This is a genomic window from Chryseobacterium culicis (assembly GCF_900108365.1).
GTDB classification, from domain to species: Bacteria; Bacteroidota; Bacteroidia; order Flavobacteriales; family Weeksellaceae; genus Chryseobacterium; species Chryseobacterium culicis.
On sequence record NZ_FNWQ01000004.1, the window covers coordinates 327897 to 352159 of the forward strand.

The following is a 24263-nucleotide window of genomic DNA, read 5'->3' on the forward strand; positions in this document are numbered from 1 at the left end:
AAAGATTTTAAAATTTAAGATTTAACTGAAAACCGACGGTTCTTGCTGTAGGCAGCTGTCCCATTTCGACTCCCGGAGTGATGGTTGTATTATCCAGTGTGGCGACTTCAGGATCAAACATCGGGAACCTGGTCCACATCCAGAGATTCTTTCCGAAAATGGCAATCGTAAGATCATCCAGCCCTAAAGACTGTATGGTTTCTTTCGGGAAAGAATAGGCAATTCTGGCATCTCTAAGCTTAATGAAATCTGTACTGAAGCTATTGGTTTCCACATTGGCTCTTCTGTAATAATCAGCATAATAAGAAGATACGGTTACTCCTTTTGTATTGGTGCTGTAAGATCCGTCTGGATTCTGAATAACTCCTTCCCCCACAATCATTCCACCGGGATTATCTCTTCCCGGAAGCGTAGATTTTAGCTTCCCCTGCTCGGACATTTTATGATGGGACTGCGAATAGGCAATACCACCATACTGACCATCGAATGAGAAGCTTATGGTAAAGTTCTTGATTCTGAAATCATTCTGAAGACCGGCTCTCCATTTCGGGAATGCATTTCCGACTTTTTCGATGTCTGCCGGCCTTCCCGGAAGTCCGTTATCTCCGTAAATTACTCTTCCATCTGGTGTTCGCAATAATTTGAATCCATACATGTCACCAAGTGAACCTCCAACTTCCATTTTATAGAAAACCACATCTCCTACGTTGGAAACAATTCCGTCAAAGCCTTCAGGTAAGGTCATTACCCTGTTTTCGTTCGTAGACCAGTTTCCACCTACTTTCCATGAAAAGTTTTTGGATTTAACAGCAAAGATGTCTGCTGAAAGTTCAATTCCTCTGTTTCGGATTTTTCCGGCATTGATCACTCTTTTGGAGTATCCGCTTTCGTAGGGAAGAGATACAGGAATAATCTGGTTTTCACTGATGTTCTGATAAGCGGTAAGATTAAGATTCAATCTGTTTTTGAAAAAGCTGAAGTCCATACCCGCTTCAATATTGGTATTTTTCTCTGGTTTTAGGCCGGGATTGTTAAATGTGGTGGGAGCTACCACACTTCCTGTGATATTACTTGCTGTATAATAGTTATCCAGAAGATAAGGATCACTGTCTATTCCAACTTTGGCCCATGAAGCTCTCAGTTTCCAGAGGTTCAGATTATTACTTTTCAGGTTAAACAGGTCTGAAAGAATAAAACTTGTGCTCACCGAAGGGTAGAAGAAAGATCTGTTCTGCTTGGGTAATGTAGAGCTCCAGTCGTTTCTTCCGGTAACATCTACAAATATTTTATTGTCATATCCCAGCGTAAGTAATCCGTAAACACTGTCTACATGCTTGTCTCTTGGCGCGGGATATTTAACCGGGATAAAAAGTGCATTGGTAAGACTGTACTCACCGGCAGTTTTCAATCCGATAGCCTGATAATCTGTCATCAGATATTCGTTATAGCGGATGCTTCCTCCTGCTGAAGCAGAAATACTGAATTTATTCCAATCTGCTTTATAAGAAAATAAAAGGTCGTTGTTATATTCCTGATTTTTGATAAACTGTTCTCTGTAGAACCCTTTCAGATAATTGGCCGAGCTCCAGGGTCTTTTGGTGGTTCTTTTTTCGTTCAGAACTTCAATACCAGACCTCAGCATTAAGCTGAAATTTTTATTCATCTGATATTCTGCCGTAATATTTCCTGTAATGGTTTTCTTTCTTACCCCATTCAGCATTTCGTAGGCGATCATGTAGGGGTTGTCTATATAAGAACTGAAAGGATGTATCTGATCTACCTGCTCCTGACCGGGTTTCCAGATGGGTCTGTACCATTCCAGATCTACGTTAGGATTTTGAAAAATCATGAAATAAGAGATTGACTGGTTGTTGTAGCCCGTCGCCGGAAGATTGTCACTGGCAGTAGTGTTATAAGCAAATTTTGTGGAGATTTTCAGTTTTTGAGTCAGCTGATGAGCAAACGATAAGGCGAAATTGAACCTGTCAAAGCCGGTATTAGGCATCATCCATTCGTTATTAAGATAAGTAAGCGAAGATCTGAAACTTGATTTCTCATTGGAACTTTCAACGGAAATACTGTTGGAATAAGTAGAACCTGTTCTCCAGAAACCTTTGATGTTATTTTCGTATGGTCTCCACAGTTGTCTTTCTTTACTTTGTCCCATTACATTAGGATCATATTGGAAATAGTACTGTCCGGCAAATTTAGGTCCGAAGGCACTGCTGGTACCGCCGGTGCTGGGTCCATCTGCGGAAAGGCCGTAAGAATAGTAAAAGTTTCCTGAAGTGTTGGTAGCCAGGGTTCCCTGCCCGTATTCATATTGCCAGTCCGGCCATTTCAGTACAGAATCAAAGCTTGATGAAGAATTAAACGTTACTTTCAGTTTTCCGTTTTTTGTCTTCCCCGACTTTGTTGTGATCATTAATGCTCCGTTGGCAGCACGTGATCCATACAATGCAGCGGCAGAAGCTCCTTTCAATACAGTTACTGATTCTATATCATCCGGGTTAATGCTGTTCAGTCCGTTTCCAAGGTCAATAGGAACATCACCTCCGGAACCTGCTCCGTACGCTGCTGTACCGGAACCTGTGGTGGAATTTCCCAAGGGCACTCCATCTACTACGATCAGGGCATAATTGTGATCCATCATAATAGATTTTTCTCCTCTCAGGGTAATTCTTGCAGTTCCCAGCGGTCCTGCTCCGGCTGTCTGAACTTTAAGACCCGCCACTTTCCCTTCCATGGATTGTGCCCAGTTATTGTTTTGGGTTTCTTCAAATGTTTTGGCTTCTACTTTTTCGGCAACATATCCCAAGGCTCTGTCGTGCCTCTTGATCCCCAAGGCAGTAACCACCACTTCATCAAGCGCTTTAACGGTGTCTTTCTTTGCTTTCTGCTGGGCGGCCAGATTGACGCTGACGAATCCTAACAGCGACAAAACCAATAGTTTCTGTGTCTCTTTACGCATTTCCTTTTTGTTTGCGCAAAATTAGACCTACATAACAAGGATGACCTTAACATAACTTTAACGTTTCTTAAAAATTTATTAAACCATATATTAATTCAGCTTTAATAACATTCGATAAACATCTAATTAACAAACATTTAAGCAATTAAGTATTATTAATACCATTACACACGCAGATTTATGTATCTTTATTGTCTTGTCTTGGGATAATACCACAAAAACTAAAACAAACATCTGATTTACAACCAAATAAGCCAAATGCATTATTTAAAAAAGTGGTTAGGGTCTGGAAAAAAAACAGTCTGTCCCTTTCAATGAGACAGACTGTGTAAATTATGATTGTTATTGATTTAACCGGATTGTCTTATTACACCACCCCGGTAAAAATTCTTTGAATTTTTGCCATCCCTCCAAGGGAGGGGAATATTCCGTTCTTCAGTTGTACTACTGGTGAAGGATATTTATCGTTATTTATTCTTCAACTGATCAGGAATATTGGTTGTTACAAACCCTATTCCCTGCTTTTTCAGCTCATCGAAAACGGCAACGTCATTCACTGTCCAGGCATTGGTGATTAGTCCTAAAGCTTTTGCTTCGGCAATCCAGGCCGGATTTTTCTGGAAAACGCTGTAGTGGTAATCCATTCCGTCCAAACCTTCCTTTTTGATCTGTTCGGGGGAAAGTTCACCGTTCAGATACTGCACTTTAAAAGCAGGAGCCAGTTTTTTGATCTCTTTACAGATATTCAGGCTGAAAGAGATAAACTCACTCTGAGATTCCAGCTTCATATCTTTGATCATTCTGATCGTCTTCTGAGTGATTTCATTTTCAATTTCCGGTGTTTTGGCCGGCTTGATTTCCACAATCAGCTTCAGGGATTTATCTTTTTTCCCCTGTTTTAAATACTCTTTTAAAGTAGGAAAATTTTCCCCGTTGGATAATTTCACAGCTTCCAGGTCTTTGAAGGCAGTGTCTGAAATTTCCATATTACCGTGATGCTCATCATGATTGATCACCAATACGCCATCTTTTGTCATTCTTACATCAAATTCAGACCCGTATATTTTCAGCTTCTGGGCATTTTCCAAAGATCGAAGTGAATTTTCTGTTGTAGGAGGCTGAGCCTGGAAATACCCTCTGTGGGCAATAATTTGGGTTTGTGCTTTCATCATAACTGTACTTAAAACTGCTAACCCTAAGATAAAATTTTTCATAATATAATTTAAATTATTAAAAATAAAGCCGTAAAACTTCCTGATAAAGGTAGTTATTACCAAATGAAAACCACAAAGACATAAAAGATTTTCTGATTACTGCTAACAGAACGCTGCTATAAACAATTTATTTTCTTTTATGTCTTCAGTGGTTTAAAAACAGATATTAGAAGGAATACTTCGCTCCGATCTGTATCTGGTATGGATTTCCGGATAGAGGAACCAAACCTCCTCCACTCACGTTTTTCGTGTATTCGTACTGCATGGTATCCTTGTTAAACTTAGTTACTTTATACAAAGAAGTATTGCCGTATGATTTGTTTACGCCCCATTCTTTGTTAAGAAGGTTGGCTACGTTGAAGATATCGACAGAAAGTTCAAAAGCACCTACTTTATCAAATTTTATTTTCTTCGCTACACGTACATCCCAAACACCATAGAATCCGTTTTTACCTCCGTTACGCTCAGCAATTTTACCGTTGTACTCGTTGATATAATCTTTCAGCGCCTGTCCTACCTGAGGATCGTCCAGAATAGCTTTGGTAAGATTCGGGAAGATAAAAGCAAGATCATTGGAATCTACGAAATCTCCGTTGATATTTCCTCCTGTGGTTGCAGAGAAGCGGGTTCCTCCGATTCCTGAATATCTTATTCCTAAAGTAAATCCGGCAATGGTAGGAGAGTTACCATAGATCACTACTTTATTACGGAACTGATTGTCAGAATAGGTCATTCTTAAATCTCTTGGGTCACTTTGTATCATGGTAGACAATGTAGCGGAATTAGCAACGTTTCCGTTGTATGAAGTATTGTCTTTGATGTCAGACCATGTGTAGCTTGCTGTGATTTCTCCATCTTTCCAGTAACGGTAACTTGTATCAATAACGAAAGAGAACTGGTTTACCTTACCATCACTTACCAACTCCAGTACTCTACCAAAATTGTTATTGATTCTTCCTGCTTTCCAGTCGAAACTTACACTGTTATTGGCGTTATTGGTAATGGCAGTTGTAGGAATGAATACACCTCTTCCCCCTTCATTCGATAATGTAAAGAAAGGATTGGCTACCATGTTTCTGTCATAATAATAGTAGTTATTTCTACCTAAAGCCATATATCCTGCAATTCCTGCTCTGAACCTTTCATTGAAGAAATGAGTATAAGAGATATTTGCTTTATAAACAATTGGAATTTTTGCATCTTTCCCTGTATAGTTAATGGTTGGAATCTGGTACTGGGAAAGTGACGGAACTGATCCATAATCATTTCTGTAGCTGTTAAAATCGGGAGTAAGACCAATTGCTGTAGGATTTACATCCACTGTAGCAAGGTGCTTCCCATCGAATACAAGGTTATTGATGATCATATAATTGTTGATATCGGAAGAGAAAATTCCGGCACCGAACTTCAGGAAGTCCTTATTTCCTTCATTGATGTTCCAGTCAAACTGAAATCTTGGCTGAATAACGAATGATTTGATTTTATTATCCGTTCGGATTCCCATTTCATCAAATAATTTCTGGTTGAATTCCGCTTTCGGATAGCCGCCGTAGTCTAATCTTAAACCAGCCATTAAGTCAAGACCTTTTGCCACTTTAGTCTGAAACTGACCATATACTCCGATATTCCAGATATTGGATCTTACGGACGGATCTGCCATCAACGGAACTTCTCTGTAGAATCTGTAAGGCGTCATCGCATCAAAGTTATTCATTCCCTGAAAATGGAATCTTCCGTTCACTTCACTACCGTACACCGATTTTGCAGTTGTGTACATTAAATCTGCTCCGAAAGTATATTTTACCTTATCTGTATTGTAATATAAGTTGTCTACCACCTGAAATACATTATTTCTGAAGCTTTCCTGCGCAAAACGATGTCCCCCGATCTGGATATTGGTAGATCCGGCACTGGAAGAAACTCCTTCAACAATGGCTCTCGGTACAGGTTTTCCTAACTGATTGTTCTGGTAACTGTCCTGAAAGGTGTACAGGTACTGAGCCTTTAATTCGTTGGTGAGGTTAGATTTCAGGTTGGATCTTAAGGTTAACAATAAGCTGTTATCCAGGTTTTTATCATTTCCATAAGATTCAAAGAAATTGATATTGGTATTGTCAGCAAGACCGTTTTTATTAAGGTCGTACGTAAAGTTATTTCTTAATGTTAATAGGTTTTTTTCATTGATCTGCCAGTCTAAACGCAAAAATGCAGCATCAGAATTTCTCACTTTGTCAAACGTTCCGAATTGCGGGCTGCTGCCTACCCCATACTTGGCTCTTGCAATATCCAGAAACTGATTAAGCGTCTGCGTAGTCGTATTGAACCTCTTCTCATCATCCGGAGACTTGATATCCGCAATCACCAAGGGTCTTGAATCCAGCTGATGATCCCATGCTGCGAAGAAATGCAGTTTATTTTTAATAATGGGTCCTCCCAATGAAAATCCGAACTGCGACGTAGAGAAATCATTATCTCTTTTGTTTCCCCTGATATCATATGGGCTGGAAAGCCAGTTGGTTCTTAAATACTCCCATGCACTTCCGGAAAACTTATTGGTTCCTGATTTGGTAACGGCACTTACAGTTCCACCACCGCTTCTTCCTAATGTCACATCATATTGGTTGGTGGTAATTTTGAATTCACGTACCGCTTCAATGGAGATTGAGAAAGGGGCACCGCTGCGGCTGGTTGTCGCTCCTGCGGAGGTAGGGTTTTTGGCCGTCATTCCATCAATTGTAAAATTGGTGGAAGATCCCAGCTGCCCGGAAAGGTTTCCTCCTTTTCCGCTTAACGGCGACAATTCGGCAAGATTGGCAAAGTTTCGTCCGTTCACCGGAAGCATGCTGATGTTTTTAGCAGAAATAGCAGTAGCCGCTCCCAGGTTCCCGATCTTGTTTTTAAGGTTTCCGGTAATCTTTACTTCTTCAATATGTTTCTCATTTCCCAGATCCATATTCACGGTCACCTGATCACCGAAGTTGACATTGTAGCCTTCTTTTTTATCATCGTTTACAATAACAGTGTAAGGGCCTCCCAGAGGAATCTCTTTAAAAATATACTCCCCTTTTGAGTTCGTTTCAGTTTCGGTTCTGAATCCTGTGGACTCATTCACGATCGTTACTTTCACTTTTTCCTGAGCCGTACTTCCCGGCCCGGTCACTTTCCCTACAATAGAAGCCTGCGTGGTCTGTGCATATGCCATTGTCCCAAGCCCTAAAAACAATAATCCCAGTACAATCTTTACTTTTTTCATTTCTTCCGAAGATCTATATTATTAATTTTTTGATGTTAGCACAGAAACCTCTTTGATTTTCATGATGATAGATGATTATGAGGTTTCTTTCAATCAGATGTGCAAAGGTATCCTGACTTTAAAGGCGGGGTGTTTAAGGAAGTTTTAACATTTTTTTAATTAAATCAGAACAATATGTTAAATTACTTTAAACACATGTTTTATTTCCTGTACAATCAGGCTGTTAAGGTGTATTACGGATTTTTAACTTTCCCGTACTATTTTATTCTGTTATTTTTTAAATGCGATTACTTTAGTTATTTTTGCTCAAAAGATAGAAACCCAATGTCTGAAAACATTCAACAAAAGATAGAACAGCTCCGCAAAGAGCTTCACCAGCATAACGAAAACTATTACCTACTGGATACTCCTACCATCTCGGATTTCGAATTCGATATGCTTCTGGAAGAGCTCCAGAATCTGGAAGCCCAATACCCGGAATTTTATGATGAAAATTCTCCTACAGTACGTGTAGGCGGTGGTGTTACTAAGGTTTTCCCTACTATTCAGCATAAATTCAGAATGTATTCTCTTGACAATTCTTATGATTTTGACGATCTGGAAGACTGGGAAAAAAGAATCATCAAAACCATTGATGATCCGGTAGAATTTGTTGCTGAACTGAAATATGACGGTGCTTCTATTTCTATTCTTTATGAAAACGGAAAGCTGGCTCAGGCAGTTACCCGTGGTGACGGCTTTCAGGGAGATGAGATTACTCCGAATGTACGTACCATTTCAGATATTCCTTTGACTTTAAAGGGCGATTTCCCAAACCATTTTTTCATGCGTGGAGAAATTTATCTGACCCGAAAAAACTTTGATAAAATCAATAAGCTGCGTGAAGAAGAAGGTCTTGATCCCTTCATGAATCCTAGAAACACTGCCAGCGGAAGTTTGAAAATGCAGGACAGTGCTGAGGTGAGAAAGCGCGGACTTTCTTCTGTACTGTACCAGTTTATCTCGGATGAAGTGCCTGCAGAAACGCACTGGGAATTGCTTCAGAAGGCCAAGAGCTGGGGCTTCAAGACATCACAGCAGGCCAAATTATGTAAAACGATGGCTGAAGTACAGGAATTTATCACGTTCTGGGATACGGAACGTCATAATCTTCCTTTTGAAATTGACGGTATTGTTTTAAAAGTGAATTCATTACAGCAGCAGAGACAGCTTGGTTATACAGCCAAATCTCCACGTTGGGCAATGGCTTACAAATTTAAAGCAGAAAAGGTAGAGACAGAACTTCAAAGTGTGTCTTATCAGGTGGGAAGAACAGGCGCTATTACTCCGGTTGCCAATCTTAAACCTGTTTTACTGGCCGGAACAATTGTAAAACGAGCTTCCTTACATAACGAAGATATTATCAAAAAGCTTGATCTTCATGAGAATGATTTTGTTTATGTAGAAAAAGGAGGTGAAATTATTCCTAAAATTGTAGGGGTAAACACAGATAAAAGAACAGAAGAAAGCAAAGAAATTGAATACATCAGAAACTGTCCGGAATGTGGTACTGAACTGGTAAAAATTGAAGATCAGGCCATTCATTTCTGTCCGAACGAGCTTCACTGCCCGCCACAGGTGGTAGGAAGAATGATTCATTATGTTTCCCGAAAAGCGTTGAATATTGATAATCTCGGAAGTGAAACCATTGAACAGCTGTACAGAGAGAGACTGATTGAAAATCCTGCTGACTTTTACGTTTTAACAAAAGAACAGCTTCTTCCATTGGAAAGAATGGCTGAAAAGTCTGCTCAGAATATCATCACAGGGATCGAGAAATCCAAAGAAGTTCCTTTTGAAAAAGTCTTGTACGGCATCGGGATTAAGCATGTGGGAGAAACGGTTGCTAAGAAACTGGTCAAAAACTTTCCAACCATTGAAGAACTAAAAAATGCTACGGTTGAGGAGCTTTGCCAGGTAGAAGATATCGGGGCTAAGATTGCGGTAAGTATTGTTGAGTTTTTCCAGAATTCTGAAAACGTACTGATGATAGAGCGTTTAAAATCATATGGTGTACAGCTTGAGAAAGGAGAAAGCACGAATGAAGTTTTATCCAACGTTCTGGAAGGCAAAACTTTCCTCTTTACCGGAAAATTATCATTATTCACCAGAGAGTCTGCCGAGGAAATGGTGGAAAAACATGGCGGGAAAAACATTTCTGCCGTTTCGAAAAACCTCAACTATCTTGTGGTAGGTGAAAAAGCAGGAAGCAAGCTGAAAAAAGCTCAGGATATTGGAACTATTCATATTCTGGATGAGCAGCAGTTCCTGGATCTGATTGAAAAACAATAAGATTTACCCTATTTTCAATAAAAAACCATTGATTTTTTTCAATGGTTTTTTATTATCATGAAATGAGCTAAATTAAGAGTTTCTCACTTTTTATTTTCTCTTTTTCCATCCCAAATAGAAAGGATAATCAGTTCAGAACTTGAGAACTCATAAAATATGAGATAATCTCTCACTATTTTTACTCTTACCTTTTCAACATCTGTTTTTCTTCCTATTGTTGGATGATCAGCTAGTAGTCCAACATTATATAAGATCAGCTTATTGAGTTTTATGCTAAAAATTTTAGAGTTATTTCTGAGAATCCAATATTCAAGAATTTCTTTTCTTTCTTTATTGGCTTTAACGGTCCAGATTACTTTTCTTTTAGCCATTCCTCAATATCCTGGTTCGCCTGATCTTCTGAAAGGTATGCTTTATTCTTATATTCTTCTCTTCCTTCAGCAATTCTTTCTTTTTGCTCAGCGTTGAGAATATATTCATTCTGATCCAATTCAAAATCCAGAATCTTTTGAATTTCTTCAATAATTCTGACTTCCTTTAATTGGGTTATCCTATTAATTAAATCAATTTTTAAATCTGATGTGTTCATCTTATGTGATTTAAGATCAAATTTAGAAAAATTTATTTATTTAAAAACAATAATAGTATATGGAGCATTTTCTCCGGATTTTGGCAGAATCATTCTGATGTGTTCTTTATTCCTATAGTAATCTGCATAGGGTTCTTTGGTAATGATCTTTCCTTTTTCTGTTTCCTTATATCCGGCAGCTAATATCAACTTAAGATATTGGTCATACTCTTTTTTATCTTTAAACTCAAATTCAATTCTGTCTTCTGATTTTTCTTCTGCATATTCAAACTTTCCGATTTTCGAGGTGTAATCTAGAGCTTCGTATTCGGTTAAAAGGAAGCCTAAGCCTTCTGTCCTGTCGTAAAATTTGAACTTCAGCTGTTTCATTTCTTTTTTAAACTCATTCATGGTAAGTTTGTTGAAACCTTTAAGCTGTTCTAATGTGAATGTCTGAGCAGAGACCTGAATATTCAGTAAAACTGAAAATAATAAGAGTCCTAAAGTTTTTCTCATTTCTATTTATATCACAAATATAAAGAATAGGATTATCAGTTTTGTAATCTCCAGTTATGAAGGACAATAGTAATAATAACATCATTCCATAATTCAAAGCCTGTCAACTTAGGTTTTATTGGAAGAATGGAAGTTTCAACCCATTTAGGTTCTCCTACAGTATACATTGTCGCATCATATAAGAGATTGCTATCAAAGGGATTGCTTACCTGAAGGACCATTCCTTTATGTTTTCTATCTTCAGTATCCTGTGAAAACTCTACTTCTATAGTCTTTGACGGGTTTACATTTTCTTTAACCACCTTCATTGATTCCAATTTCCCTTCTTTAAGTTCTGTTTCTATAAATACATGTTCACCAGGATAAATTTGTAAAGTATTTTCCTTCACAAAATAAGGGGATTTTTTGACTTCCTGCTGATAATACCTCACAGAATCAACCGGAAGTTTTAAAGTAAAATCCTCACGAAATTCTTGTTGACCAAAACAAAAATCAGCCATTATAAGTCCAAAGAAGAAAGCAATAGTTTTGATATTCACCGTGATAAGTTATTGAATTTTATACTACTAAAATATAAAATAATTATTAGGATATCAGCTGATAACAATAATATTTAAATTACGATTCTTTAATCAAAGCTTTCCGAAATAATAAAATTTCTTCCTTATTTAGCCCTTCCAAAGAAATTGTACGTTTTGTATTAGGCATCCAGTCAGGATAAAGAATCAATTCCACATAATTATCATGTATATGAAACTCTCTCAGAACTTCCGGCTTTCTTGTGTTTCTGCGATCTGACCCAAATCTCAGATTAATACACTTACCAGGAACAATGTAAAAATCTTTAGGAAACAAAAACATAGAATTCTGATTCATGAAAATTTCAAAACTACACCATTGAAAGCTTTTACTATAGCTAAGACTTCCTTTACTTACTGAAACAATGGTACCATGGATATTTTTTAAAATTACCGCATCCGGCTGTTGATATTTTTCAATAATTTTATTTTTTTGGGTATAAAAGAAAACTCTTGAAATGATAAAAAATGCTATAACTGCCAATGGCCAATAGAAAAAAGGATCCATGAATTTAAAAGAATAGAATGACACGTTTTTAAATAAGAAAATCAGCTATTTTCTTATTCAAAGATATAACAATAATCCTTACGAAACCGGCAGTCTGAAATAAAACGTACTTCCATTATTCAGAGAACTCTTCACGCCTATTTCCCCGTTCTGTTTTTCAATGAAGTTTTTTGAAATAGCCAAGCCTAAGCCTGTTCCATTCTGATGTTCTCCCGGCACCTGGAAGTAACGGTCAAAGATCTGGCGATGGTATTTTTCATCAATCCCGCTTCCGGTGTCAATAATACTGAACTGGATAAAATCATCCAGTTTTTCTACCACAATCTTGATATTTTCATCCTGAAAAGAGTGTTTTACGGCATTGGTAAGAAAGTTATTCATGACCCAGACTGTTTTATCAAAATCCGCAGTCACAGCGTCATTATCTTCCAGAAGGTATTCTGTACTGATGGAGATATTTTTCTGTTCGGCCAGCTTTTCAACATTCTTTACAGCGGCCTGTACCATTTCCTTAGGAGAACATCTTTCTATGGTCAGTCTGATATTTCCGGATTCTACCTGAGAAAGATTAAGCAGTTCTCCTGTGATATCCAGTAAACGCTGTCCGTCTTCATTGATGCTTTTCAATAATTCCTGCTGCTGCTCATTCAGTTCCCCGAATTTTTGATTTCCAAGAAGCTGGACGCCCATTTTGATTGCGGAAATCGGAGTTTTCAGTTCATGGGAAATGGTTGCAATAAAGTTGGTTTTGGCAAAATCCAGTTCTTTGAAAGGGGTGATATTTCTTAATAAAATTACTTTCCCGATATATTTTTTCTCTTTTTCCCCTGTTTTTACAATATTGATGGGGACAATATCCTGCTCAAAATAATTTTCTTTATTATCGCGGACAATTTTAATGGGTTCTTTGACGGGATGATCTATATTTTTCAGCAATTCGCGCATCAGATCGTTATTAACCGCTACTTCATGGGCTGTTTTTCCGATAATGTCTTCCTTATGAAGATTCGTGATTTTCAGTGCTTCATCATTGATCATGTAGATAAAATGGTTTTCATCCAGGCCAATAACGGCATCATGCATATTGTTAACCAGTGTTTCGATCCGTTTTTTATCCATCAGCTGCTTGGAAAGCGTACTGCTTTCGTACTCCTGAAGTTTCTCCGCCATCGTATTGAATGATGCTGCCAGACTGTTGAATTCTTCACTTCCTTTGAAATGAACTCTTTCATTATAGTTTTTATCGGCAATCTGTTTAATGCTGAAAGTAAGCTGATTGATAGGCTCAGCGATGGTTTGGGGTAAATTGAAAAGCAATATAAAGGCAATCAGAAAACATACGGTTCCCAGACTTACAATCCAAAAAGTAGCATTTTCTGCTGTAATAATCGCGATATCGCTCTTCCGTTCTATCCCTTTCATATTCAAAGACATGATCTTTGCCAGATCCTCGCGGATCAATTTTTCTTTAAGGATATCAGGGGCTTTCAGATAGCTGCTGAAATGCATATTAAGATTCTGAGTGGCTTCTTTTTCTCCAAATTCCGTAAGGTTTTTTTCCTGCAGCTTGTTGTTTTTTCTAAAATCCGCTATCGCAACGGTACTGTCTGTACTGATGTTGTCCAGTGCAAGAAGCATATTTTTGGAAAACTCCAGGCTGTTATAGTTGGCTGTAAGGATCTTTTCAGTATCGGATTTTAATTTATTGATGTATACAGAACCTATCACTGAAAGCAGAACAATCAGCAGAAATAAAAGGCCCACGCCTAAGGTAAGTTTCGTTTTAAGTTTCATTATTTTTATGATAAAATAATAATATCTATCTGTCTTTCATTCAGCCTGTTCATCAGGGTATAGATCCAGCTGTAGCCTAATATTCGCTGCCAGAAACTGGCATGAGGCTTTCCAATGCAGACCGTGGTGATATTATGAGCGATCACATATTCCAGAATTCCGTTGTGGACACTAGTTTCTTTAATCCGGACTACTTTGGCACCCAATTCCTGTGCTAAATTAAAATTATTAATTAAATACCGCTGTTTATCGAGCGCTATTTTTTCAGGATTTTCAGAGGGCTTCTGAACGTACAAAACAGTCCACGGACTGTTATAGTAACTCGCTAATCTGGCTGTTTTACGGATTATTGTCCTGGCGATCTTCTCGTTGCTGCTGATACAGGCCAGAAATTTTATGGGTTTAAAATTTTCTGTCTTGATTTCTGTTTCTACCTTTCTTTCCACATGGGTGGCTACTTCTTTTAAAGCCAGTTCACGAAGCTGAAGGATATGCCCGCTTTGGAAGAAATTACTGAGCGCCGTCTGGATTTTTTCTTTTTTATAGATTTTTCCTTCTTTTAAACGGGTCAGCAGCTCATCAGCGGTAAGGTCAATATTTACCACTTCATCTGCCAGTGCCAGAATTTTATCCGGAACACGCTCTGCCACTTCTACTCCCGTGATTTTCTTCACTTCTTCATTCAGGCTCTCGATGTGCTGGATATTCATAGCACTGATGACATTAATACCGTTATCAAGAATTTCCAGCACATCCTGCCATCTCTTTTTATTTTTGGAACCTTCTACGTTGGTGTGAGCGAGTTCATCTACCAAAACCACTTCAGGATGTTCATTAATAATGGCCTGAAGATCCATTTCTTCAAGATTTTTTCCTTTATAAAAGACAGATTTTCTTCCAATTTCAGGAAGACCTTCAACAAGGGCTACCGTTTCTTCCCTGCCATGGGTTTCTATATAGCCAATCTTTACATCAATGCCATTTCGCAAAAGAGAATGGGCCTCCTGAAGCATACGGAAAGTTTTTCCTACGCCTGCACTCATCCCAATATAAATTTTGAATTTTCCTTTTCGGGACTTTTGAATCAGTTCTAAAAAATCTTTTGCTGATGACATTGATTTTATTCTTTTTAATTTTACTTTGAACACTTTTTAATGAGGATTTCGCTGATTATTAAAACCAGGCGGCCAGGCTGGCCGTAATGAAAAAATTACCCTGTTTCATTTCATTATTCCGAACAAATACTGCGTCTTTAGAGGTTAAACCTCTGGCTTCTGTACGTAATATGACATTCTTCAAAATAGAGTAATCTAAATTTAAAGAATATCCGAAGGTCTGGAATCCATCCGCCGTTCCGGTATTGATAATCACTCCATTTTTATCACTGTAATATTCTAATCTTCCTGCCAGTGCCCATTGGCTGTCCAACTGATATTTCATCAGGACATTCGGAGTATACCAAATATAGTAGTGTTCGCTTCCTTTTGATTTCTGCTCTGCTCCAATATCAAATCCTGCCACTGCTGAAAACTGCTTTGTCACATGGAAAATCCCATGCAAATCATGGAAATAGCGCATTCTTTTATCTTCTTTGGCCTTATCATTCCCGATAAATGAACTGCTGTTCAAAGTCATTTTATCATTAGGTTTGTAGGTCACCTGATGCCCGAAGGAAATACTCTGATTGCCCTCTGCCTTTGCGATACGCTGCCAGCCATTCAATACCAATCCGCTTAAGAACCATTTGCCGTTATCTGAAGTGTATGAAATTTTAGCACCGGTCTCAAAATAAGGAGAATTTTCGGCAGCAAGACTTCTGGTCAGGTTGATATTATCTTTTCCTATGGCACTTTCCCAACCGATATGGGAAGGCATGATTCCTGCATCAATCCACAGATTTTTATTTTTGGAAATTTTGATTCCGATATTGGCTTCATTTACATACCGCAATGCGTTTTGTTCTGCAGCCATATTATCCTGAGCATAGGTTCCGGCCATTAAAGCTACATTTGCCCTGAGGCGTTCGTTTTCGTAGGAAGCTTTTATCAAACCTAAATTGAGATTTATTTCATTATGTCTGTTGTACGAATACAGAAAATTTTGTCGGATGTGGTTGGAGGGTTCATTAGAATCATAGGTATAAAAAAGCTCCGCATAGGCAGAAAATTGTATTTTAGGACTCTGTTTTACAGAGTCTGCGGTTTGGGCTTTTGGAAAAAATATCCCTGATAATATCCCTGCAACAATATATTTTTTCATGGCGTTTCAATCGTTATTTGGTGAATACTCTCATTATAATCTGAACATTACGGCTAGCGTAAACCTGCTGTCCGACTTTCTCAGATCTGGTCTCCAGGATTCTACAGGAGTATCTATCCATCCATCCGGGCTGGTAGTTCCTTCTCTTCCTGCAAAATAAGGGATATTGCTTTTTCTGAACCCATATTCTAATCTAAAGGTAACAAATTGATTGGGCATAATATCCACTGTTGCAGTTCCCTGAAACATTTTAAGCGTTTCTCCTGCTGCAATGGCATCATTAAAATCATTGCTGGCAACAGGTGAAGGCGTAAACGCAAGATAAGCTCCTGGGTTGGAAACTGCATCGGCTCTTAAAGTTAAAGCAATTTTATTTTGATGAAACCATAGTCTGTTGGCAACAGAAGTACCGATCATATAGTTATCTTTAGCTTTTACTCCTCCCCCGCTCTGAAATCCGTAATGATTATTGATGCTGAAGGCTGCTTGTGAAAGCCCGTTACTGTCTTTATTTTTATAGTATCTGGCAACAATACTGTGGTCATGGTGAAATCTTCGTACTCCTGGATTATTTCTGGTATCCTGTCCGTTAAGATAAAAGTTCGCGACAAGCTGTAAGTTTTCATTAGGACGATAGTAATTGGAAACGCCCAATCCCAATCCTGTATTCCAGGAATTATAAGTCTGCCATCCGTTCAGCACCCAGATCTCTGTTTTGAACTTTTTAGACGGATAAGCCTGAATTCTTGCTCCCTGAAAATAGAAAGGAGTAAAATCACAGACCAAACTTCTCTGATAGTTCCAGTTTTCTCCCAAAACATAACTTTCCAGACCAATATAGCTCATAAAAATACCTGCTTCCACATTCAATCCGTGCATCACATTGAAATGATATCCTGCGGCAGCTTCACGAATGTATTTTAAGTTATTTCCACTGGTATTTTTCCCGTGGTTTACTGTTCCGTCGAGGTCCTGAACAATAGAACCCATCTGGCCGAACTGCAACCATAAACGGCCAATCACATTTTTATAACTGGTTTCTAACCCAATGCTTGCCATATTAATCGTTACTTCATTAGAACGGCCTATTGCTGCGGAAATAGTATGGGTATTATCTTTGGGCCGGTTAAAATCATAATTATAATACGCATCCACATAGGTTACCCCTGTAAGTATAGTTTCTCCATTTTTATCTTTTAAAGTTAAAGGAAAGTCTGTCTGGCGGTTCTGTCCATTGATCCATGTAAGATCATAACCGTCAAAAGGAATTTTAGAATCTGTTTTTGCTACTAAGGAATCTATGGAGTGAGCAGTTACTGAGTCTTTTTTTATTTCCTGAGCATTGATAAAACTTAAAGTGCTAAGTCCAAGAAAAAATGCTGCCTGAAAAATTTTTGATTTCATTATATAAATATTGATAATAATATAGTAATTGAGTGATGGGGAATTCTATCTCCTACTGATTTTGAAAAATGAATTCTGTAGTCTGTAATCTTTTAGGGATTAAAAAACAGGGGCTGTTTGTACCTGATCTTTTTTACAACATACAGTTCAGAATGCCAGAAACAGAATCCATTTTTAACTGATTTCTCTTTTATTCTGTGTTTGAATTAACGTATTGAAAAAGAGATTCTTTTTGATTTTATATTGAATTTATTTTAGCTGATCCAAAGCAATATTAAGCTTGAGAACATTTACTTTTGATGGCCCGAAAAGCCCTAGCAAAGGCCTTTCAGTCTGGTCACTGACTAATTTTCTGACCTTCTCTTCTGAAATATTTCTCACCTTGGCAATTCTCTTCGCCTGATAAAGCGCTCCTTCCTCAGAAATATCCGGATCCAGTCCGCTTCCGCTGGCCGTTACCAATTCTACAGGTACTTTTCCATTTCCCATTTCAGGATTGTTCATTTTTAAAGTATCCATTCTTTTCTGTACAATTTCCAGATATTCTTTATTGCTTGGGCCTTTATTACTGCCTCCACTTCCTGCTGCGTTATAATTAACTGAAGAAGGACGGCCGTGAAAATATTTCTCAGACTTAAACTCCTGCCCGATATTGGCATAAAACTTTTGTCCTTTATTGTAAACAATTTCTCCGTTTCCCTTGTTGGGAAGAATTTTAGAACTGGCATATACAACTGCCAGATAAATTCCTGTAACCACCAGCATTACAAGCGTTAATCTGAATGCTGAAACAATATGATTTTTCATTTTTTTAATTTTAATAGAATAAACTGATTACCATATCTATGATTTTGATTCCGATAAAAGGAACGATTACTCCGCCTAAACCATAGATTAAAAGGTTTCTTCTTAATAATGCACTTGCCCCAATCGGTTTGTAAGCCACCCCTTTCAACGCCAGCGGAATCAGGAACGGAATTATCACCGCATTGAAAATAACCGCTGATAATATGGCTGTTTCAGGGCTGTGAAGGTTCATAATATTCAGCTTTTGAAGGGAAGGAATAAAGGTGATGAAGAGTGCCGGAATAATAGCAAAATACTTCGCTACGTCATTTGCAATACTGAACGTTGTTAAAGTTCCTCTTGTCATCAGCAGCTGCTTCCCGATTTCCACGATTTCGATCAGCTTTGTGGGGTCATTATCAAGATCCACCATATTTCCGGCTTCTTTAGCAGCCTGGGTACCGCTGTTCATGGCAACGCCTACATCTGCCTGTGCCAGTGCCGGAGCATCGTTTGTACCGTCTCCCATCATGGCAACAAGTTTACCTTCCTGCTGTTCCTTTTTGATGTAATTCATTTTGTCTTCGGGCTTGGCTTCAGCAATAAAATCATCTACGCCTGCTTTTTCAGCAATAAATTTTGCAGTTAAAGGATTATCTCCGGTTACCATCACCGTTTTCACCCCCATTTTTCTCAGTCTCTGGAAACGCTCCTGAATTCCTGTTTTGATGATATCCTGAAGTTCAATAACGCCCCATACTTTTTCGTTAACGGCTACTACCAGTGGAGTTCCTCCGTTTTGAGAAATTTTGGTCACCGCATCCTGGGTTTCCTGCGGGAAGATATTCCCGGCTTTTTCAGTCAGTTTTTTTATAGTGTCATAGGCTCCTTTACGGATTCTTGTGTCGTCAAAATCAATTCCTGAAGTTCTGGTTTCTGCTGTAAAATCTATGTAAGCAGGATTGGGAACCAATAAATCTTCAGATTGTAAAGCACTTAGCTCAATAATAGATTTTCCTTCCGGTGTTTCATCGGCCACAGAGCTTAATGCAGAGGCTTTAATGAATTCGTCGAGCTGAATTCCATTGGAAGGATGAAATTGCGTCGCCTTACGGTTCCCGATCGTGATTGTTCCGGTTTTATCAAGCAGCAGAACGTCAATATCTCCTGCTGTTTCTACCGCTTTACCACTTTTGGTGATTACATTCGCTCTCAATGCTCTGTCCATCCCTGCAATTCCGATTGCAGAAAGCAGACCTCCGATGGTTGTCGGAATAAGGCAAACGAAAAGAGATATAAATGCCGCAATCGTTATCGGAGTCTGCGCATAGTCTGCAAAAGGCTTTAAAGTGAGGGTAACAATAATAAATGTAAGCGTGAATCCTGCTAAAAGTATAGTTAATGCGATTTCGTTTGGTGTTTTCTGTCTTGATGCCCCCTCCACAAGAGCGATCATTTTATCTAAGAAGGATTCGCCGGGTTTGGTAGTTACTTTTACTTTAATTCTGTCTGAAAGTACTTTTGTACCGCCGGTTACAGAGCTTTTGTCTCCCCCTGCTTCACGGATTACCGGTGCACTTTCTCCGGTAATGGCAGACTCATCAATAGTGGCCAGACCTTCAATAATCTCACCGTCCATTGGGATCTGATCCCCCGCCTCACAAAGAAAAATATCACCCAGAGTCATTTCAGCAGACATCTTCAGTCTTGTTTCTACCTGAAATCCGGGTTTATTATCAATGACCAATTTAGCTGGAGTTTCTTCCCTTGTTTTTCTAAGGGTGTCGGCCTGCGCCTTTCCTCTTGCCTCTGCAATAGCCTCCGCAAAATTGGCAAACAGGACAGTGAAAAATAAGATAATAAATACTAAAAAATTATAGGAAAAGCTCCCCTGAGTTTTATCCCCGGTAAGGCTGAACATGCTTACGATAAACATGACAATGGTTCCGATTTCTACCAGGAACATTACCGGATTTTTAAACATAATTTTCGGATTCAGCTTTACGAAGGACTGTTTGATTGCTTCGTTGACCAAATCTCTTTGAAATAATGTTTGTGACTGATTTTTCATTTTTTTTTGAAAGAGTTTATAGCATTATAAATCAATAATCACCATCAAGGTCTGCTAAATTATAAGGATTGAGATGGATAATATAAGTGAACGTTTCAGTAAGTGTCAGACTAGCTTCCTTACGATTCTCAGCGCCCCTTAATGGTTGAATATTGATTGTACTTTTTAATGTTCACATTTATTTTGAGAAGTACTGAATCTGCTCTGCAATTGGCCCTAAAGTCAGTGCAGGGAAGAAAGACAGCGCTGCAATCAGAAGAATTACCGCAAGGGTCATAAATCCGAAGGTAGCTGTATCTGTTTTCAGTGTTCCTGAGCTTTCCGGGATGTATTTTTTCTGTGCTAATAATCCTGCAATCGCTACAGGTCCTATAATCGGGATGAATCTTGATAGTAACAGGACAATTCCTGTTGAGATATTCCACCAAGGGGTATTATCTCCCAATCCTTCGAATCCGGAACCATTATTCGCTGCAGAAGAAGTAAACTCGTACAACATTTCACTGAAGCCATGGAAACCCGGATTATTTAATGTTTTGGTACCAAATTCAGGTAAATAAGCTGTTAAAGCTGTTCCTGCAAGAATTAAGAAAGGATGGAATAAAGCTACAATCATAGCGATCTTCATTTCTTTGGCTTCAATCTTTTTACCCATAAATTCCGGGGTTCGTCCTACCATCAGACCGCTTATGAATACCGCCAGAATAATAAAAATAAAATAATTCAGAATTCCTACTCCACAGCCTCCATAGAAGCAGTTGATCATCATCGCAAGCAATTCATTCATTCCCGAAAGAGGCATTGTACTGTCGTGCATGGCATTCACAGAACCTGTAGAAATTACGGTTGTGGCAATACTCCAATATCCTGAAGCAGCACTTCCGAAGCGGATTTCCTTCCCTTCCATAGCTCCAAGACTGTTGTCTGCCCCCATTTGTGTAATCAAAGGATTTCCACCTGTTTCATTTACTATATTCGGAATGGTAAGCGCCAGAAAACCGACCGTCATTACGGTAAAAATTACCCATGACAGTTTTCTTTTATTCAAATAAAAACCCAGTGCAAATACCAATGCAAAAGGAATGATCATTTGAGTAACCATTTCTGTCATATTGGTCATATAATTAGGATTCTCAAGCGGATGTGCTGAATTCGCCCCGAAAAACCCGCCACCATTAGTTCCCAGGTGTTTGATTGCGACAAAAGCTGACACAGGACCTCTGGAAACGTCTGCTTTTTGGCCTTCAAGTGTTATAATATGATCTTTCCCTTCAAAAGTCATCGGGCTTCCATTAATAGAAAGGATTAAGGCCACAATCACACTGATCGGCACCAGAATTCTGATCATTGATTTCGTGAAATAGTCGTAAAAATTCCCAAGTTCCGTACTAGTTTTTTCTTTAAAAGCTTTGAAAAGAACTGCCATTGCAGCCATACCTGTAGCAGCTGTTACAAACTGTAAAAACATCAGATAAAGCTGGCTGAGATAGCTTACTCCTGTTTCTCCCGAATAATGCTGTAAATTACAGTTGACTAAGAATGAAATGGTCGTATTGAAAGCCAGATCAGGTGACATATTAGGGTTTCCATCAGGATTTAAAGGAAGCCACGCCTGATTCAGCAAAAGAAGAAAACCAATGATGAACCAAACCAGATTAATCGCCAGCATGGCATACATATTCTGTTTCCAATTCATCTGACGATTGGGATTAATTCCCGAGATTTTATAAATTAACTTTTCAATGGGTTCAAAAACCGGATCCAGAAAAGTCTTTTTGTATCCATAAACATTAGCTATGTATTTTCCTAAAAATATTCCGATAACTAATGTAATAGCAAACATTGCTATAATGCCTAAAATTTCTGTATTCATGACCAATTAAAATTTTTCCGGTTTCATTAAAACATAACAGATATACACAAAGGCAAGTATTGAGAGGAAAAATAAACTCCACATAATTTATATTCTATCAAAAAATTCAACTGATTTATATAAAAGCCAAAACAATACTGCGAAAAGCAGAATTAAACTAATGAGCATCATATCTTAATCATTAAAGTTAAAAGAGTAAACAATACATACGATACAATCAGCAGACTCAAAGTAGAATGCTCCCGTTTTCTAAACGTTTTTCTTGAAATTGTCATTTTTAAATATTTTATTCGGAGACTATATGCCAAAAGAAAGCCCATTTTACAAAAAACATATATAAAACACTGAATAACAATTCTTTAAACTAAATAATCAACCCTTATAAAAACAGAAAAGCCTATCAAAATGATAGGCTCTTTATTAAAATGATAAAATGTTTATTTTAATCCATATTCTTCCAGCTTGCGGTATAGCGTGGCAATTCCAATCTCAAGTAAGCGGGCTGCTTCTGCTTTGTTTCCCTTTGTGTATTGTAATACTTTTTGGATATGTATTTTTTCCAGTGACCGGATACTAAAAGAATCGCTTTCCGGAACTGCTTTTTCAGAATAATGAGGAAGACTGCCTGCATCAAGGATATTATCATCCATTAAGATCAAACTTCGTTCTATAGTATTCCTTAATTCACGGATATTCCCTTTCCAATCATTTTTCTCCAGAACTTTATAATAATCGGGATCAACCTGAACGGAAGACAGATGAAGTTTATTTGAATATAGATCAATGAAGTTCCTAGCAAGAGCTTTCAGATCTTCTTTTCTTTCTCTTAATGCAGGAAGAGTGATTTCAAACACATTCAGTCTGAAATAGAGATCTTCTCTGAAATTTCCTTGTTTTATTTCTTCTTCAAGATCCCTATTAGTAGCCGCAATTAATCTGAAATCTGATTTTGAAACCTTCGTTTCACCCATTTTGATAAATTCCCTCGTTTCCAAAACTCTAAGTAGCTTTGCCTGAAGTTCAATCGGCATCTCACCGATTTCATCTAAAAACAGAGTTCCTCCGTTAGCTTCTTCAATCAATCCTTTTTTATCTTTCAGAGCGCCAGTAAAAGCGCCTTGCTTATGACCAAAAAGCTCACTCTCCAGAATCTCTTTACTGAATGCTGAACAGTTGATGGCAACAAAACTATTTTTCTTTCTGTCACTTCCTTCATGTATGGCACTGGCAAAAACTTCTTTTCCCGTTCCTGTTTCACCGGTAAGAAGCACTGCAGCATCCGTTAAAGCAACTTTTTCCGCCAATTTTTTGGCCTGTAAAATTAAAGGCGATTTTCCTATAATCTGATCGAAACCTTTAGTAACAGTCTGCTGACTTATTCTTGATTTATTATCTTTAACCTTTTCAAGAGCTTTATAAACCAAAGGAATTATTTTCTCATTATCATCGCCTTTCACAAGATAATCATAAGCTCCATTTTTCATCGCCTGAACGGCATCAGTGATATTGCCAAATGCAGTCATCAGTATAATTTCCAATTGGGGATATTTCGTTTTGATTGACTTCACCAATTCTACTCCAAAAGCATCAGGAAGACGAACATCACTTAAAACAACATCAAATTCGTATTGCTCCAGCATTGTCATCGCGGAACGTGCCGTAGAAGCTTCTTTTACATTAAAATTTTCTTGGGAAAGGATCATTCCTAATAACTTAAGGAGTTTGATCTCGTCATCGATGATCAGAATATTTCCTGACATTATAATTATTTTTTGGAAAACTGCTACAAACTTATTGAATTTATTCGAGGAAAATAGGATTATTGCAGGAAATAGTTTCGTGAGCCTTTGAAATTGAAGAAGCTTATTCCCGCTATTCATTCATACTCCTCACGCCAACGCTATCCCCCCCAAGTCCTCTGACACTCCAACACAAGCTGCGGGGTAACCATTTCTATCGGGGCTAGATTTGTGATCACTGATAGCTGATAAATGATTAATTACTCATTACCCATTTCAGTTACATGTAACATTTCCATAGGATATAAAACAAAAAAACCTTTATCGTTATGATAAAGGTTTTTTAAAAATAAAATAAAAACTGGCGGCGGCCTACTCTCCCGCTTTCGCAGTACCAT

17 protein-coding genes are annotated in these 24263 nt (G+C 38.1%); 1 reads left to right on the top strand and 16 read right to left on the bottom strand.

What is annotated here, in order from left to right; all coding sequences use genetic code 11:
• Window positions 1-7: 7 nt before the first annotated feature.
• The 3 genes from BLW74_RS16590 to BLW74_RS16600 all read right to left on the bottom strand — a co-directional run bounded on the left by BLW74_RS16590 (window position 8) and on the right by BLW74_RS16600 (window position 7438).
• The gene (locus BLW74_RS16590; RefSeq protein ID WP_089694110.1) at window positions 8-2971 is read right to left on the bottom strand and encodes a SusC/RagA family TonB-linked outer membrane protein; all 2964 of its coding nucleotides are present in this window, start codon (window positions 2969-2971) and stop codon (window positions 8-10) included.
• 467 nt (window positions 2972-3438) lie between these two features.
• Window positions 3439-4185 carry a glycerophosphodiester phosphodiesterase family protein gene (locus BLW74_RS16595; RefSeq protein ID WP_089694112.1) on the bottom strand — a complete coding sequence of 249 codons (747 nt, stop codon included), beginning with the start codon at window positions 4183-4185 and terminating at the stop codon, window positions 3439-3441.
• Between the two features lie 166 nt (window positions 4186-4351).
• On the bottom strand, window positions 4352-7438 hold the full coding sequence (locus BLW74_RS16600; protein ID WP_089694115.1) for a TonB-dependent receptor: 3087 nt from the start codon (window positions 7436-7438) through the stop codon (window positions 4352-4354).
• Window positions 7439-7762: 324 nt separating this feature from the next.
• Between BLW74_RS16600 and ligA the strand changes: the two genes are divergently transcribed.
• The gene (gene ligA, locus BLW74_RS16605; protein ID WP_089694116.1) at window positions 7763-9769 is read left to right on the top strand and encodes an NAD-dependent DNA ligase LigA; all 2007 of its coding nucleotides are present in this window, start codon (window positions 7763-7765) and stop codon (window positions 9767-9769) included.
• An 83-nt stretch (window positions 9770-9852) separates the two neighbouring features.
• Here ligA and BLW74_RS16610 read toward each other — a convergent pair whose 3' ends face one another.
• From BLW74_RS16610 to BLW74_RS16670, 13 genes are all read right to left on the bottom strand, one after another.
• Complete coding sequence (locus BLW74_RS16610; protein WP_089694118.1) at window positions 9853-10140, bottom strand: type II toxin-antitoxin system RelE/ParE family toxin; 288 nt, start codon at window positions 10138-10140, stop codon at window positions 9853-9855.
• On the bottom strand, window positions 10122-10358 hold the full coding sequence (locus BLW74_RS16615; protein WP_089694121.1) for a hypothetical protein: 237 nt from the start codon (window positions 10356-10358) through the stop codon (window positions 10122-10124). Before BLW74_RS16615 ends, BLW74_RS16610 begins: the two co-directional genes overlap by 19 nt.
• Window positions 10359-10394: 36 nt before the next feature.
• Window positions 10395-10853: a hypothetical protein gene (locus tag BLW74_RS16620; RefSeq protein WP_089694123.1), complete on the bottom strand. Its 459-nt coding sequence runs from the start codon at window positions 10851-10853 to the stop codon at window positions 10395-10397.
• A gap of 35 nt (window positions 10854-10888) precedes the next feature.
• Window positions 10889-11392: a hypothetical protein gene (locus BLW74_RS16625; RefSeq protein ID WP_139265760.1), complete on the bottom strand. Its 504-nt coding sequence runs from the start codon at window positions 11390-11392 to the stop codon at window positions 10889-10891.
• 79 nt (window positions 11393-11471) lie between these two features.
• On the bottom strand, window positions 11472-11939 hold the full coding sequence (locus BLW74_RS16630) for a hypothetical protein (protein ID WP_089694128.1): 468 nt from the start codon (window positions 11937-11939) through the stop codon (window positions 11472-11474).
• 78 nt (window positions 11940-12017) lie between these two features.
• A complete protein-coding gene (locus tag BLW74_RS16635; RefSeq protein WP_089694130.1) occupies window positions 12018-13733 on the bottom strand; it encodes an ATP-binding protein in 1716 nt (571 codons plus the stop codon).
• A 5-nt stretch (window positions 13734-13738) separates the two neighbouring features.
• Window positions 13739-14848 (bottom strand): histidine kinase, encoded by a 1110-nt coding sequence (locus tag BLW74_RS16640; RefSeq protein ID WP_089694192.1) that lies wholly within the window; start codon window positions 14846-14848, stop codon window positions 13739-13741.
• A gap of 58 nt (window positions 14849-14906) precedes the next feature.
• The gene (locus BLW74_RS16645; protein ID WP_089694132.1) at window positions 14907-15992 is read right to left on the bottom strand and encodes a porin; all 1086 of its coding nucleotides are present in this window, start codon (window positions 15990-15992) and stop codon (window positions 14907-14909) included.
• A gap of 33 nt (window positions 15993-16025) precedes the next feature.
• Window positions 16026-17396 (bottom strand): outer membrane beta-barrel protein, encoded by a 1371-nt coding sequence (locus BLW74_RS16650; RefSeq protein ID WP_089694134.1) that lies wholly within the window; start codon window positions 17394-17396, stop codon window positions 16026-16028.
• A gap of 249 nt (window positions 17397-17645) precedes the next feature.
• Window positions 17646-18203, bottom strand: coding sequence for a potassium-transporting ATPase subunit KdpC (kdpC, locus tag BLW74_RS16655; RefSeq protein WP_089694136.1), 558 nt, complete (start codon window positions 18201-18203; stop codon window positions 17646-17648).
• A gap of 10 nt (window positions 18204-18213) precedes the next feature.
• Window positions 18214-20253, bottom strand: coding sequence for a potassium-transporting ATPase subunit KdpB (kdpB, locus tag BLW74_RS16660; RefSeq protein ID WP_089694137.1), 2040 nt, complete (start codon window positions 20251-20253; stop codon window positions 18214-18216).
• 178 nt (window positions 20254-20431) lie between these two features.
• Window positions 20432-22126 (bottom strand): potassium-transporting ATPase subunit KdpA, encoded by a 1695-nt coding sequence (gene kdpA, locus BLW74_RS16665; protein WP_089694139.1) that lies wholly within the window; start codon window positions 22124-22126, stop codon window positions 20432-20434.
• A gap of 437 nt (window positions 22127-22563) precedes the next feature.
• Window positions 22564-23886, bottom strand: coding sequence for a sigma-54-dependent transcriptional regulator (locus tag BLW74_RS16670; protein ID WP_089694141.1), 1323 nt, complete (start codon window positions 23884-23886; stop codon window positions 22564-22566).
• Window positions 23887-24263 lie beyond the last annotated feature (377 nt).